The sequence below is a fragment of the Salinicola sp. genome (assembly GCF_982684285.1).
Genome location: NZ_CEXLVS010000110.1, coordinates 1 through 12,917, shown reverse-complemented (window position 1 = coordinate 12,917; position 12,917 = coordinate 1). Strand labels below are relative to the sequence as shown.

Sequence of the window (12,917 nt, the reverse complement as noted above, 5' to 3'; positions counted from 1 at the left end):
AACCAGCCATAGCCCGTCCGGTGTCGTCGTCTGCTGTTCCATACGTTACGACTCCGCATGTCGATCACCTCGGTGATGTCCGGTCATGGTCATGCCCACAGCAGGTGGATCACCCGCCGCAGCCAGCCGAATGTGAATGCTTCCTGGGATTCGTCTCGCTCGGATAGCTCGACGAGAAACGCCAGGCGCATGCCGTTCACGATATCGGCCAGAATCTCGACGCCCTCGTCGCCGTGCTTGGCGGCGAACGCGGACACGGCGGCCATCGACTTCGGACCGATGGCGCCATCGGCAGCGATGTCGGGATAGTCGGCGCCGCGGCGATTGAGCACGTTCAGCGCGCGCTGTAGGTCGCGAGCGGCTCGACCCGGGCCGGAATTGACGCCATAGTCGAACAGCACGACCGTCAGGTCTTCGCTGAGCGGGGAGAATTCGTCGAGGTTGAGGGAGCGCCAGTAGCGATCGGCGTAGATGTGGTCGATGAGGGAATCGGGCAGGTCCCGCATGTCGCCCTGGTACCCGTACTGGCGAGCAACGGCTTCGGTGATGCCGTCTTTCCTCGGGCCGCCGCGATCGGCGGGATGATCGCTGAAGCCCATCTCGCGATCACGCACGCCGGCAATGAGCTGAGACTTGATGTCCATGAATCCTCTGTCTCCCGACAGTGGTAGGAATGATGACGCCTCACGGCGTGGTCACGTTCATGGTACCGGGGTTTTGGAGGGGTGGTTAAAGGATGAAAGAGGCTACTCCTGGTCAAACGGTGAAGGCATGCCAACTTCCTTCAAAAGCAAACGGCCAAGCGGTGAAACCTCGACACGGTGCTTAAATTCCCCCGTCGATCTGTCGAACTCGGGTAGTTCACCTCTTTTTACCGAACTGAAGTTCTTCCTAAGCAGCTTCAAACGTATCAGATGATCTTGGCCGCTCTGATACAGCTCATGGCGATCCAGTTCGTCTTGGCCAGAGCTAAGCGTCGGCGACCGCGGACGATCGATAGCCGCAAACGGATTGCCTTCACGACTACCGTATGACTGGCCATATGCGTTGAGGAGTGCCACTTCGTCTTCATCAAGCTCCCCCAGTAGAACCAGCAAGCGCTTCCTTCGCACTACATCGGTCTCGCTGGCACTCAAGCCTCGCGTCACTGCCTCGACGATCATGCCAATTCGCTCTTGAGTAGTCGCTCGCGCCGCTTGATATCCTCCCTCCTCAATCAGGTCTATTTTTTCGGCATGCTCACCAAGGTTTTCCTTGATTTCGCGATCCATCTGGTCGACACGCTCTGAGAGTGCACGCAGATAGGCTGTAATTCGATCTGCACGCTGGCCAGGTATCACGGCACCGACTATCTCTGCGAGCATTCCACCCGCAACTGGCACGGCTCCAGCGATCCCTCTACCTAAGGCGGCAAGTACGTCCCTGTAGTTATTGCCTAAGCCATCACTACCTGGCAATTGGTCCTGCGATTCGCTCATATCGATTTTCTCTGGGTGCAGTAACGGAACGAAAACGGCACGGCGTGCCGTGTGCCGTGCCGCCGTACCGTTTGACTTAGTCGAACTCGGTGCCATGACACCTGGGACATGGCGGGAGCGTGTCCGTCGGGTCGTCCAGATGCACCTGCTCACCACAGTTGCGACATGTGTAGGTACCGACTCCTGGCTTCTCTCCGGTCGTAGGCATGGCAGGTCTCCTGCGTAGTGTGATTTTGGTTGTACTGCGGGTTCACCATTACACGCTGATAACAATTCGAGCCATGGGAGATTGCCGCTGCTGTGCGTAGTCCTCGGCTTACAACTTTAGGCTGCCTTTGCACTCAGCCGCGGATATCTGGATCCAGGTGCCGGTCTCCGCTTTCCGATCCACTACCGGCGGCTCGAGGATGAAACGGCGCACGTACTAGCCCCGGTCGTCCGGCAGTACGCCAGCGGCAACCAGCCTATCCTCGAGGTTCTTGAGCGAGATCGAATAGTTTAAAGTATCCCGGCGTCGGACGCCTTTCCCAAGTCTGGGGCGGAACGTCAGGTCCACCAGCACGGCGTACCGTGTACCATCCCATCGTACCGGTGAACCGAGATGGCTAGCCCCCGGGGGCCGTGCACCCTGCAACGCACGCCGGCAATGAGCTGAGACTTGATGTCCATGAATCCTCTGCCTCCCGACAGTGGTAGGAATGATGACGCCTCACGGCGTGGTCATGTTCATGGTAACGGGGTTTTGGAGGGGTGCTTAACGAATGGTGACTGCTACTTGATTTTTAGCTCGTGCAGTAGGGACTCCCTGAGCTCGACCGAAACAGCCTTCCATTCACGATAAGGCGATAGAAGCTCAGCAGTAATGCTGTCGAAATTAAAATGGTTTAAGCACTTGCCGTTAAAGGCTGAACAACAAGCATGAAACTTAATCGCCAGGTCCAGCTTAGGAGTGCAGTAAAGCTCGACCAGTTGCTTCAACCCTACTTAGTCCCAAGCACCTTCATGAAGACGATGATCCGGGTTGTCGTAATAGCTTACAAAGTTTCCAGGATAGTCATGTTCAGCGAGACTGATAAGACGTTCCATTTCCTCTCGATCGCGCCTAGTGACTCTGTCTAGCAATAACAGAGCTTCTTCAAGTTTTTCGCGTCGAACGAGATGTCTCCCGGCCCTTACCGAAGCACTATACGCTCCTCTTGCCCCCAACCCTGCGCCAAGAGCCGCGCCCCCAAGCGTCGCTACGGCGCCGACTCCAATCTCCAGCCAGGGTATTGATGGATCTGCCAGAGTGATCTCGACCATAGTGCGCTCCGCGAATGAAGGAGCACCTATTGTACACTACGGTCGATTCTGGTTTGCGATGCACCAGAAACTCTATTCATTCAGAAATCTGGATGTTTCAGGCGTTATGCACTGACTTGGCTATCGTCGTCTACGAGGGTTATCCGTACTGAGAGCGCATATCGAGGCGTATCTTCTTACCCAGCGCCAACACATATAGCGCTTGATCCAGCTGTATCGTGCATACCGACATAACCAGCGACGTAGGGAAAACTGAGAGACGGTGCTCGCCTGAACCAGGAGAGCACCTTTTAAGTCGGTACAAAGCTTACTAGTAGTGACACGGATCTCCGTCAAATACACGCCCATCTCTGCATTGTCTTGGGGATTGCCAGGCCCATGCCGTTTTGAGAGATGTGTGAACACTGATGATGCATTGCGTGTCGAGACCAGCAACTTGTCCGCCTGGTTGAGCTGCTTTGGGGCATGGACCTCTATGAGCGTGTAGAGATCTTCTACCCACTCAACCATGTCATGGACGCCACGTTCGCTTAGCAAGCCTAACGCATCATTCTTATGTCCTTGGCGTAGTAGCCGAGACGCATCCCAAAGAGCCTCCCGATTCCTGTTGGCAATATCGCGCAGTAGCGTGATGCACTGTTCAAGCTTCGTCTGTCTGATCTGCTTTCGGCCGATCGCGAAAGCCAGGTATCCACCCAGCGAAGCCCCGATCGCGGCTCCGGCTCCATTCGCAACCAACTCGCCTACCCAACTGCTCATACCTTCCCCCTATCATCGCCGGTGTAGTGTTCAAGCCCGCGGTCAGTCGGGTGGACAAAACCGGTTGCAAGCGGACCTGCTGCTACGTGAGATTAGAACCTCACCCATCGCAGGAGACAAACATGGATATGGAAGCACTAGCCAACCACCTGAACATGAGCACCGATGAGCTCGAGGAGTCAGGCATCGCCGAGGAACTCGAGGAAGACCGCGGCAGCAGCGGCGGCGATATGGTTTACTCGTACTTCTTCGAAGTACCCGAGAGTACGCCGCCTGCCGCGCTGAAAAGGAACGACTGGGATACTGGTCAGAACGTGAATGGTATTCCGGTCTGGATCGTGAACGACGACAGCGAAGAGTAGTGAACGAGCCGGTACGGGCCGATCGTGTCGTTTTCGTCCCGTACCGTCGTGCCGTTTCTGTACCTAGGCGCTGTCATCACGGTAGGGCTGGAAACGGCACGGCGTATCGTATGCCGTGTGCCGTGCCGTTTCAGCAGTCCGGTAGGTTGTCTAAATTGTTGGAACACGATGAATCGGGATCAGTCTTAAGATACTTTCCCATCAGCAACGTGCCAGCGACATGGACATTGGCTGTCCTGCCGTACTCATCTTGGGTGTAGTAGCTATCTGTCCCGTTCTCGATATCGTTGATTGCATCCTGCTTGCTTCGCGGTGACCACCACTCATTGCTATTGCAAAGTGAGGTGATGTCGCCACCGCTATCCTTGCTCAATCAGCCCCCAATCGCCCGGCGGCTCGGCGTGAACTATGCCGACGCGCTTGTCATCAATCTGGACTTCTCGGGCATACGGCAGGTAACGCATCGCCTCGTTCAGGATCTGCCGCATCTCCAGCGGATTCTCGGATGCGACCCAGTTACCGCCGTTGATGAACCAATGCTCCAGGCTACCGACACCATTCAGCGCATCGTGAGCCATAATCTCGTGGTTGCCGCGCACACTGTAGAACCAAGGCTCGAACGCGAGATGCAGACACTCGAAGGAAGCCGGGCCTCGGTCGATCAGGTCACCAACACTGAACAGCCGATCCCGGTCCTTGTCGAAGCCGATATTCAGTAGGTCTATAGCCGTCTCAGCACGGCTTTTTTGTTCTATTCCCCGCAAGCCACCTCCGGGTGACTCCTTTGCCCGCCCCTCGCCCTTGCCAGGCTTTTTTCTTCGAAATCCGGCCATGGATGCCAAGTACCCGCCCGAGGAGGATAGTCCCGATCCCGCTGACGCCGGAAGGGGCGGAGTCGCTCTGCGGGCGCGTGACCAGGATCGGTCGAGATAAAGAAAAGCCCCGCTCGAGCGGGGCTTTGGGGTCCTAGGCGGCGACGCCACCCATAAGGCTTTCGTAGGGTATGCGAAGGCCTTCATGAAGACGCTTCACCATTCTCAGGCTGAGCTGTCGTTTTCCGTTCAAGACCTCTGATACCCGACCGCTTGGGCCGATGTAGGGCTCGAGGTCGCGCTGAGTCAACCCTTGTTGCTCCATATGGAACTTGATCGCCTCGATTGGATGCGACGGGCCAATCGGATAATGCTCGTTCTCATACTTCTCGATGAGGATGGACAAAACCTCGATCTCGTCGGCCTCCGGGGTGCCATCTGCAGCATCCCAAAGATCCTCCAGGCGAGCAAAAGCGGCCTGAAGGTCGGTATCGTTGTGGATAGGCTGAATGTTCATCATACGGTCTCCGCGTCTACTTGATCGTACTGGGCGTGAGTTCCAACGAAGCGCACCCATGCGATCTGTTGCGAGTACCGAATCGATACGATGACTCGGTATTTGTTACCGCCGATATTGAAAACGGCTCTGCCAGCCTTGAGGATGCTGGCTGTGCCTATCTCGGCTTTGAGTTCCTGAGGAGTGTTCCATGAGGCCTTGGACATCATGTGATACCACTCTGTCAGCGGCGTCTGGGCCTCGTCGTAGCCTTGCTCCCAAAAGGCGCGCAATGTGCTTTTCGCGATAACTCTCATGCCACTCTCCCAATATGGGAGAAGCATAATGTCTCCCAAAATGGGAGTCAATCCATTCGTTGGCTACCTCCACTAGGCCTGCCTGGACGCCGCCGTAGCCGGTACCCAGCCCCGCTTCTCCGGCCCGTGGCAGAGACATCGACACCCTCACCGCCTATTCACCTCGATCGTTAGCCGCTACTCTCGTGACTCATGGGCTCACAGTGGCAAGCCGGGAGGGAGTGGATGAAACGTGCATTGGCGGCGCTCGCGCTCACCGCCCTGGCCGGGTGTTCGAGTCAGGGTCAGGAGCCGCACGCATCGGTCGCCTCGACGGACGCCTGCGACAAGGTCGCACACTACGATATCCCGGCGCGGCGCTTTGACGAGACGGCCCAGCAGCTGGCCCACGCTACTGGCTGTTTCGTGAAGACCGACTTGACCAGGACGGCTAGCGTTCGGGTCAATGGCATTCACGGGACGATGTCCATCCGTGAAGCGCTTGGAACGGCCATTCGGGGCACGGACCTGGAGATCGCCGACAGCGAGCCGGGCACTGTCCATGTCGTGGGTCAGTAAAGGAAACAAATCATTCAACTTGAGGGGTATCGCCTTGCATCACACTAGAAATATCGCCTTTGCCGGGCTGCTGGTCATGGCCACCATGTCAGCGCAGGCCACGGCCGCGGAGTTCGAGTGCACGTCGGGTAGCTTGATGAAGCACGTCAGCGAGCAGACCCGGGAGATCGACGCCTATATATCGAGCAGCGACAACCCGCAGCAAACGCAACAGGAGCTGACCAGCATGGCCAGAGGCCTGCGCGAGAACGGCCAGGTCTCCAATCACGACGATGAGATGAAGAAGCTGGCGAGCGGCGCGGAATTCCAGCCCTCCCAGTCATTCTGCAACGACATGCAGACCACCATGGCTGCCATTCGGTCGTACATGGGAAGTCATCCGCATTAGACGCGGTAGCGCACAGCCTGCCCGCGCCCGACGCGGGTTGTTTTCTCTCCGCCCATAGCGGATACTGTATGAATGAACAGTCATTGCGGAGCGATCGATGATCATCCCCTTCCCGACGCCCGAGAAACGGCTCGCCCGTCGTGTCGAGCAGCTCATTTCGCAAGCGCACACCAATCATTACCACCAAGTCACTATCAGCCGGGCGGAGAACGAGCCCATCCACGAATGGGAGCGTCTCGTCGAGCAGTTCGATGACGATGACCGGATTCGGGTCATTCATATCACGCATCACGATGTGCTGCTCAACTGGCGCCTGCCCTCGACCGGGCTTGCTTCGTGAACGAGATAGGGGCCCATTGATCGCTGTCAGGTGAAATTTTCACCAAAGGGGCGGATGCACTCGCAAACGGTGCTACCCTGCATCTAGCTTCCAGTGATGTCGACAATGCACCGAGCGTTAATCCTTTCCATCGTGACTCTTCTCTTGGCAGGCTGCGTGTCGGCGACGCCGCGACTGACGGCCACGAACTTCCTGCGGGACAGCGACACCTGCGAGCGTCAGACCCATCAGATCGCTGGTGAGCGGGAGTATCAGTTGTGCATGGCACGACTGGGATGGCCGGATCCGCAGGCACAGACGTCGCTGGAGCAAGCCGACGACGACGGCAACGATCAGAATGCGGGCTTCATCGACGAAGCGATCAACGGCCTTCAGTTCGGCCTGCAGTGGGATCTAGACCCGGACTGATCGCTTCCCGCGCTGCCCTTCTCCATGCACCCGCGAGCCGACTGTACGACGCCATCACCACAACGCCATCACCACAGCTAACCTGAAAGTCGATGCATTCCCAGGAGGATTCCATCATGGCAGAACCATTCGTCGAGATCAGAAAGACGCACAAACCCGGTAATCCCGAGCAGACATGCTACGAAGTCTATGACGGTGACACGGGTGGCAGCCTGGGGCATTTCGTGGACGCCTCAGAGGCTCAGAAGCGAGCCGACAGCATGAACCGGATGACCTCGCGCGAAACCGGCAAGCGCCTCGACAACCCCACCGATGATGCCGACGTCGAGTAACGACGGTATTCGGTAGCGTCAGTGGTAGAGACGCAATCCCACCCGGGTGACACGGTTGCCTTCCATCTCACTGACCACCCAGTGAAACCCATGCCAGTCGACGTCATCCCCGACGACGGGATGACCGCCGACGCGCAGCGCCACGAACTCCCCTAGCGTCATCTCCTGCTCTCCCGGGCTCAGGGTCAGACCGTAGGCGCCGGCGACGTCCTGCATGAGCGCTTCACCATCGAGCGTGAAGGTACCGAAGAAGGCTCGCTCCCGTTTCAGTTTCGCCTCCCCATTGAAAAGCCGGTTGAGAGAGGGAAGGTCCCCGGTACGACCGATCAGGCAGATCACGTCTCCCATTCGCAACCGGGTGCTTCCTTTGGGGTGCAGCATGGCGTGCTGGCGGAAGATCGCCGAGATCAGTGTTCCCGAGGGCAGGCGCAGCAACCGAATCGGCACGTCGTCCAGCGATTCGTTCTCGACCTTGTAGACGAACATCTCGTAGTCGTTCTCCGGCAGGACGCCCAACTGCCCTCGACGGTCGGGGGTGGTGGTTTCCGGCAATACCACGCGCATCCAGCGGGCGACGCGAGCCAGGGTCGAACCCTGCAGCAGCAAGGAGATCAGGACGACGAAGAACGCCACATTGAAGTAGAGCGTCGCGTTCTCGACCCCGCTGATCACGGGAAAGATGGCCAGCACGATGGGGACCGCCCCACGTAGCCCGACCCAGGAGATGAAGCAGATCTCTCGCCAGCGGAAGTTGAAAAACGGGACCAGCGAGACCATCACGGCGACCGGACGTGCCAGCACGATCAGGGCAATACCCAGGATGGCGCTCGGCAGCGCGTAATCGACCATCTCCGATGGCGTGACCAGCAGGCCGAGCACCAGGAACAACCCGATCTGGCTCAACCATGCCAGCCCATCGTGGACGGGAAGGATGTGGTTGAGGTGGCGCCCCGGCTGATTGCCGATCATCAGGCCGGTGAGATAGATGGCCAGGAAGCCGCTTCCGCCCGCCGCGCTGGTCGCCCCGAAGATACAGAACCCCAGCGCCAGCGCCAGCAGCGAATAGAGGCCGGGAGCCAGATCCAGCCAGCGCAGCAATTTGGCCGAGACCCAACCGCCGCCCAGGCCGACCGCAAGCCCCAGACCGAACTGCAGGGCGAATCGCATCAACGTCTCCCCGATCCCTCCCACCGCGCCCGTCAGCAGCTCGGCGAGCGTGATGGTGAGGAAGATCGCCATCGGGTCGTTGGTACCGGATTCGATCTCGAGCGTCGCCCCCACGCGCTCATTGAGATTGACGCCCTGCCCCTTGAGCATCGAGAACACCGCCGCGGCATCCGTGGAGCCAACGATCGCCCCGACCAGAAGGCCTTCCGTGAGCGACAGGTCGAGTAGCCACATGGCCAGCAGGCCCATGATACCGCTGGTCAGGAAGACGCCGATGGTTGCCAGCGACAACGCCGGCTTCAGGCCGACGCGGAAAGTTCGCAGACGCGTCCGCAGCCCGCCATCGAGCAGGATCATCGCCAACGCCAGGTGACCGATCAAGAAAGCCTGGGAGTAGTCATCGAACTTCAGGCCCAGCACGCCCTCTTCGCCGGCGAGCATGCCCAGCCCCAGGAACAGCACGAGCAGCGGCACCCCAATCCGTGACGACACGCGACTGGCGAGAATACTCAGGGCTATCAGCGCCCCGCAGACAAGGAACAGGCTATTGATCGAATCCAAGAATCAGCCATCGGTTATCAATTGGGATACCTTAGTATGCCATGCACGAATGCCGTTGCGTGGCGAAAAAGGGCTGCAAATTTAATCTTTTAGCCAGTGAGGGTGATGGAGGGTCCTGGCTGCTGCCCCCTCGCCATGCAGTGCCAGCAACAGCGCCAGCGATCGCATGCCAGGTCGGTAACGGGCGAGATCCGGCAAGACATGGTGGCGACGATAGGCCGCGACGAACGCATCACGCTGGGCGCGACTCTCCAGTATCAGCTCGAGCAGACACAGGTCCCACTCCAGCGGCGCCCAGACCAGCGCCTCCCAGTCGCTCCATCGCCAATCCGGGGCTCCGGCGAGAAACTGATCGCTGCGCAGGTCCGGCAATGACCAGACGGCTTTCGACGGCAATGGCCACGCCGGCATTTCGGCGAGCCAGCCACGATTGGGGTGCGTCTGCGTGAAATGGCGGGCCCGCTCGGGCCAGTCCGACAGCGGGGAGATCTCGCCTGCGGGATGGCCGAAGCCCGGCAGGGCTCGGCGATGCAGTAGCGCCAGCTGGATTCCGAGCCGCGCGGCCAGCCCCTCGCTCATCGGCGGTGGCGTGGCAAAGCACCAGGGCAGGCACCAGAGCGGCGCCCCCTCCAGCCGGCCGAGGAGTGTCATCGGCACTGGCGCCATCGGCAGACAGGAGGGCAGCATCGATGGGATTCGCGTCAGCGCCTCGGGCGTTCGCCAGCGATCGAGACCGAACAGCTGTCGGACACCCCACCAGAAGCCATCGGTCGTCGCCGACCTCCGGGCCAGCTTGAACAACTGCGGTGACGGCCCTTCGCTCTTCCAGAGCCAGTTGGCACTGTCCGGCCAGCGCAGTGGCAGTGGCGACAGTGATTTTCCGGTCAGTTCCGCGACTCGACGGGTGAGTGCGGCCTCTGCCTCGATCGGAGCGTCGTCGTTCCTCAATGAAACTCGTCCTCGTGTCAGCCAGGCCCACGGCGGTGGGCAGGGGCGGCTGGTCGGCGTACAATCCGCAGCACTGGATAGGGGTGCCCATCGACGGGCTGAGAGTGCCATGCACAACCCTGGAACCTGAACCGGCTAGTACCGGCGGAGGAAATGCCAGCAGTTCTCGCATGACTCCGCCCGCGCCCCACTGGGAGCTGTCATGCCACCACCCGGACTCGTCGTCCGCGAAGCTTCGCTGACTTTCGGCGACCGCCCGTTGTTTCGAGCGCTTCAGGCACGATTCGACGCCGGCAGCTGGACCTGCCTGCTCGGTCGCAGCGGCAGCGGCAAGAGTTCGCTGCTGCGAATGATCGCCAGCCTGAGGCTGCCTGACAACCATCACCTCGAACTCGATACTAGTGACGGCGCCCCGCTGAGGGGCCGGCTCGCCTGGATGGCGCAACACGACCTTCTCGTTCCGTGGCATCGGGTGATCGGCAATGTGATGCTCAGCGCGCACTGGCGGGGCCGCCCCACCGCCCAGGATCGACAGCGCGCCGAGCGACTGCTGGCCCAGGTCGGCCTGACCGACAAGGCCAGTCGATGGCCCGACGAACTCTCGGGAGGCCAGCGCCAGCGTGTGGCTCTCGCCCGCACGCTGTTCGAGGACGCCAGTATCGTGCTGATGGACGAGCCGTTCTCCGCCGTCGACGCCATCACTCGCCTGGAGCTCCATGATCTCGCCAGCCGGCTTCTGGACGGACGCACCGTGATCATGGTGACGCATGACCCGCTCGAGGCGCTGCGCCTGGCCGACCGGATCCTGATCCTGCAGGGGGAACCCGCTCGACTGGTATCGATGCCCGTGCCCGAAGGCCGCCGTCCCCGACCGCTCGACAGCAGCGAATTGTCGCATCGCCAGGCCGAGCTGGTAGCCGAACTGCGGGAGGTGCCGCATGGCTGAACGACGGGTCTGGAAACGGTGGGTCCGCCCGCTGCTGGCACTCGCCGTGCTCGTGGCGATCTGGCAACTGGTGCTGACCCTGACCGGGGTGCCACGCTACATCCTTCCCTCGCCTGCGGCAGTCGCCAGCGCGCTGATCGAACAGCGGGAGCTGCTCGCCCGCCATGCCGCGATTACCGCCATCGAGATCGTGGCTGGGCTGATCGGCGGCATCCTGCTGGGGCTGACGACGGCACTGGCCCTGGCTCGATTCCGCGCGCTTCGCCGAACGCTGTTGCCGCTGCTTCTGATCAGCCAGGCCATTCCGCTGTTCGCGCTGGCCCCGATTCTGATGCTGTGGCTGGGTTACGGTCTGGGTCCGAAGATCCTGATGGCCATGGTCATCATCTATTTTCCGGTTGCCTCCACCGGCTACGATGGCCTGCGACAGACACCGCAGGGCTGGCTCGACCTGGCCCGGACCTTCGGGTTGAGCCGGCGGCAGCAGCTGCTGAAGGTCCAGTTGCCGGCCGCCCTCCCCTCACTCGCTTCCGGCCTGCGCATGGCGGCGAGTGCGGCGCCGATCGGCGCGGTGATCGGCGAGTGGGTAGGCTCCAGCCAGGGGCTGGGCTACCTGATGCTCAATGCCAACGCGCGACTGCAGATCGATTTGATGTTCGCGGCCCTGGTCGTACTCGTCATCTTCGCCGTGCTGCTCTATTTCGGCGTCGATGCTGCCCTGAGGGCGGCGATGCCCTGGCAGCAGGACCGCATGACGCCCGACCAGTGAGCGAGAGAGGGGCGCGACCGGCCGACGCGCGCAAAAACGGAAACAGGGACCATGAGATGAAAAGGAACGGGAAATGACAAAGACGCTTTCGACGATGTGGCGCCGCACTCTGGCGGCAGGCCTGGCCCTGCTCGCCCTGGCCGCGGCCCTGCCCACCCTGGCGCAGGAGGCCGATGACGATCTGGCACCACCGCAAATGATCCCGTTGAGCGTGATGCTCGACTGGTACGTCAACCCGGTCCATGCGCCGATCATCATCGCCCAGCAGCGCGGACTGTTCGAGAAACGTGGCCTGGATGTCGATATTCAGGCGCCGGCCGACCCCAGCGTTCCGCCCAAGCTGGTCGCCGCCGGACGAATCGATCTTGCGGTCAGCTATCAGCCCCAACTGCACCTCCAGGTCGATCAGGGGCTTCCCATCGTCCGTGTCGGCACCTTGATCGCGACGCCGTTGAACGCGCTGCTGGTGCGCGCGGACAGCGGTATCGAGGAGATCTCCCAGCTCAAGGGGAAGAAGATCGGGTACTCGGTCGGCGGCGTCGAAGAGGTCCTGCTGGCGGCCATGCTGGAGCACAACGGCCTGAGCCTGGACGATGTCGACATGGTCAACGTCAATTTCTCGCTGACACCCGCGCTGATCAGCGAAAAGGTCGACGCCGTGACCGGCGCGTTTCGCAACTTCGAACCGGCCCAGATGAAACAGGAGGGTGTCGAAAGCAAGACGTTCTATATCGAGGAGCAGGGCGTCCCCGACTACGACGAACTGATCTTCGTGGCCAATCGTGAAACCCTCGACCAGCACCGGGACGCGGATCGGCGATTCATGGATGCCATCGGAGAGGCGACATCCTGGATCATCAACCACCCGGACCAGGCATGGCAGAGTTTCATCGGCTACGATCCCGCGCTGGACACTCCCCTGAATGCCGCCGCCTGGGATGCCACCCTCCCCCGCTTCGCCCTGCGCCCTGCCG

Annotated in this window: 18 protein-coding genes and 1 riboswitch; of the genes, 9 read left to right on the top strand and 9 right to left on the bottom strand. The window is 60.5% G+C overall.

Annotated elements, in window-relative coordinates:
* Nucleotides 1-89 precede the first annotated feature (89 nt).
* From AC3AYF_RS11205 to AC3AYF_RS11195, 3 genes are all read right to left on the bottom strand, one after another.
* On the bottom strand, nt 90-644 hold the full coding sequence (locus AC3AYF_RS11205) for a glycoside hydrolase family 108 protein (protein WP_295036296.1): 555 nt from the start codon (nt 642-644) through the stop codon (nt 90-92).
* A 102-nt stretch (nt 645-746) separates the two neighbouring features.
* Complete coding sequence (locus AC3AYF_RS11200) at nt 747-1,478, bottom strand: hypothetical protein (protein ID WP_295036295.1); 732 nt, start codon at nt 1,476-1,478, stop codon at nt 747-749.
* 76 nt (nt 1,479-1,554) lie between these two features.
* Nucleotides 1,555-1,686, bottom strand: a complete 132-nt coding sequence (locus AC3AYF_RS11195) for a zinc ribbon-containing protein (protein WP_365676859.1) — start codon at nt 1,684-1,686, stop codon at nt 1,555-1,557.
* A gap of 1,975 nt (nt 1,687-3,661) precedes the next feature.
* On the opposite strand from AC3AYF_RS11195, the gene AC3AYF_RS11190 reads away from it, so the two are divergent.
* Nucleotides 3,662-3,901, top strand: coding sequence for a hypothetical protein (locus AC3AYF_RS11190; RefSeq protein ID WP_295036294.1), 240 nt, complete (start codon nt 3,662-3,664; stop codon nt 3,899-3,901).
* Between the two features lie 130 nt (nt 3,902-4,031).
* Here the strand turns inward: AC3AYF_RS11190 and AC3AYF_RS11185 are convergent, their stop codons facing one another.
* From AC3AYF_RS11185 to AC3AYF_RS11170, 4 genes are all read right to left on the bottom strand, one after another.
* Nucleotides 4,032-4,274, bottom strand: coding sequence for a DUF3892 domain-containing protein (locus AC3AYF_RS11185; protein WP_295036293.1), 243 nt, complete (start codon nt 4,272-4,274; stop codon nt 4,032-4,034).
* Nucleotides 4,261-4,734: a metallophosphoesterase gene (locus tag AC3AYF_RS11180; protein ID WP_295036300.1), complete on the bottom strand. Its 474-nt coding sequence runs from the start codon at nt 4,732-4,734 to the stop codon at nt 4,261-4,263. The genes AC3AYF_RS11185 and AC3AYF_RS11180 overlap by 14 nt, the downstream gene beginning before the upstream one ends.
* 133 nt (nt 4,735-4,867) lie before the next feature.
* Nucleotides 4,868-5,233: a helix-turn-helix domain-containing protein gene (locus AC3AYF_RS11175; RefSeq protein ID WP_487779741.1), complete on the bottom strand. Its 366-nt coding sequence runs from the start codon at nt 5,231-5,233 to the stop codon at nt 4,868-4,870.
* On the bottom strand, nt 5,230-5,526 hold the full coding sequence (locus AC3AYF_RS11170; RefSeq protein WP_295036292.1) for a type II toxin-antitoxin system HigB family toxin: 297 nt from the start codon (nt 5,524-5,526) through the stop codon (nt 5,230-5,232). The genes AC3AYF_RS11175 and AC3AYF_RS11170 overlap by 4 nt, the downstream gene beginning before the upstream one ends.
* A gap of 225 nt (nt 5,527-5,751) precedes the next feature.
* Here AC3AYF_RS11170 and AC3AYF_RS11165 point away from each other — a divergent pair, with 225 nt between their 5' ends.
* The 5 genes from AC3AYF_RS11165 (at nt 5,752) to AC3AYF_RS11145 (ending at nt 7,552) form a co-directional block, all read left to right on the top strand.
* The gene (locus AC3AYF_RS11165; protein WP_295036291.1) at nt 5,752-6,084 is read left to right on the top strand and encodes a hypothetical protein; all 333 of its coding nucleotides are present in this window, start codon (nt 5,752-5,754) and stop codon (nt 6,082-6,084) included.
* Nucleotides 6,085-6,118: 34 nt separating this feature from the next.
* The gene (locus tag AC3AYF_RS11160; protein WP_295036290.1) at nt 6,119-6,472 is read left to right on the top strand and encodes a hypothetical protein; all 354 of its coding nucleotides are present in this window, start codon (nt 6,119-6,121) and stop codon (nt 6,470-6,472) included.
* 97 nt (nt 6,473-6,569) lie between these two features.
* Complete coding sequence (locus AC3AYF_RS11155) at nt 6,570-6,812, top strand: DUF1654 domain-containing protein (RefSeq protein WP_295036289.1); 243 nt, start codon at nt 6,570-6,572, stop codon at nt 6,810-6,812.
* 132 nt (nt 6,813-6,944) lie between these two features.
* Nucleotides 6,945-7,220 (top strand): hypothetical protein, encoded by a 276-nt coding sequence (locus AC3AYF_RS11150; RefSeq protein ID WP_487779740.1) that lies wholly within the window; start codon nt 6,945-6,947, stop codon nt 7,218-7,220.
* 116 nt (nt 7,221-7,336) lie between these two features.
* Nucleotides 7,337-7,552 (top strand): hypothetical protein, encoded by a 216-nt coding sequence (locus AC3AYF_RS11145; protein ID WP_295036287.1) that lies wholly within the window; start codon nt 7,337-7,339, stop codon nt 7,550-7,552.
* A gap of 18 nt (nt 7,553-7,570) precedes the next feature.
* On the opposite strand, the gene AC3AYF_RS11140 is transcribed toward AC3AYF_RS11145, so the two are convergent.
* Both AC3AYF_RS11140 and AC3AYF_RS11135 read right to left on the bottom strand, forming a co-directional pair.
* Complete coding sequence (locus tag AC3AYF_RS11140; protein WP_295036286.1) at nt 7,571-9,280, bottom strand: potassium/proton antiporter; 1,710 nt, start codon at nt 9,278-9,280, stop codon at nt 7,571-7,573.
* A gap of 81 nt (nt 9,281-9,361) precedes the next feature.
* Nucleotides 9,362-10,228 (bottom strand): phosphotransferase family protein, encoded by an 867-nt coding sequence (locus AC3AYF_RS11135; protein ID WP_295036285.1) that lies wholly within the window; start codon nt 10,226-10,228, stop codon nt 9,362-9,364.
* A 69-nt stretch (nt 10,229-10,297) separates the two neighbouring features.
* Nucleotides 10,298-10,398, top strand: a riboswitch (TPP riboswitch).
* A 32-nt stretch (nt 10,399-10,430) separates the two neighbouring features.
* Between AC3AYF_RS11135 and AC3AYF_RS11130 the strand changes: the two genes are divergently transcribed.
* The 3 genes from AC3AYF_RS11130 to AC3AYF_RS11120 form a co-directional block, all read left to right on the top strand.
* The gene (locus AC3AYF_RS11130) at nt 10,431-11,174 is read left to right on the top strand and encodes an ABC transporter ATP-binding protein (protein ID WP_295036284.1); all 744 of its coding nucleotides are present in this window, start codon (nt 10,431-10,433) and stop codon (nt 11,172-11,174) included.
* Entirely contained in the window at nt 11,167-11,943 is a 777-nt protein-coding gene (locus AC3AYF_RS11125) for an ABC transporter permease (RefSeq protein WP_295036283.1), read from the top strand. Before AC3AYF_RS11130 ends, AC3AYF_RS11125 begins: the two co-directional genes overlap by 8 nt.
* 73 nt (nt 11,944-12,016) lie before the next feature.
* Nucleotides 12,017-12,917, top strand: a 901-nt coding sequence (locus AC3AYF_RS11120; RefSeq protein ID WP_487779739.1) for an ABC transporter substrate-binding protein, incomplete at its 3' end; no start/stop codon positions are given.

What these genes read in the sequence shown, in the direction of transcription:
- AC3AYF_RS11205 (WP_295036296.1), bottom strand. Translation starts at nt 644, where the DNA reads ATGGACATCAAGTCTCAGCTCATTGCCGGCGTGCGTGATCGCGAGATG.
- AC3AYF_RS11200 (WP_295036295.1), bottom strand. Translation starts at nt 1,478, where the DNA reads ATGAGCGAATCGCAGGACCAATTGCCAGGTAGTGATGGCTTAGGCAAT.
- AC3AYF_RS11195 (WP_365676859.1), bottom strand. Translation starts at nt 1,686, where the DNA reads ATGCCTACGACCGGAGAGAAGCCAGGAGTCGGTACCTACACATGTCGC.
- AC3AYF_RS11190 (WP_295036294.1), top strand. Translation starts at nt 3,662, where the DNA reads ATGGATATGGAAGCACTAGCCAACCACCTGAACATGAGCACCGATGAG.
- AC3AYF_RS11180 (WP_295036300.1), bottom strand. Translation starts at nt 4,734, where the DNA reads ATGGCCGGATTTCGAAGAAAAAAGCCTGGCAAGGGCGAGGGGCGGGCA.
- AC3AYF_RS11175 (WP_487779741.1), bottom strand. Translation starts at nt 5,233, where the DNA reads ATGATGAACATTCAGCCTATCCACAACGATACCGACCTTCAGGCCGCT.
- AC3AYF_RS11170 (WP_295036292.1), bottom strand. Translation starts at nt 5,526, where the DNA reads ATGAGAGTTATCGCGAAAAGCACATTGCGCGCCTTTTGGGAGCAAGGC.
- AC3AYF_RS11165 (WP_295036291.1), top strand. Translation starts at nt 5,752, where the DNA reads ATGAAACGTGCATTGGCGGCGCTCGCGCTCACCGCCCTGGCCGGGTGT.
- AC3AYF_RS11155 (WP_295036289.1), top strand. Translation starts at nt 6,570, where the DNA reads ATGATCATCCCCTTCCCGACGCCCGAGAAACGGCTCGCCCGTCGTGTC.
- AC3AYF_RS11145 (WP_295036287.1), top strand. Translation starts at nt 7,337, where the DNA reads ATGGCAGAACCATTCGTCGAGATCAGAAAGACGCACAAACCCGGTAAT.
- AC3AYF_RS11130 (WP_295036284.1), top strand. Translation starts at nt 10,431, where the DNA reads ATGCCACCACCCGGACTCGTCGTCCGCGAAGCTTCGCTGACTTTCGGC.
- AC3AYF_RS11125 (WP_295036283.1), top strand. Translation starts at nt 11,167, where the DNA reads ATGGCTGAACGACGGGTCTGGAAACGGTGGGTCCGCCCGCTGCTGGCA.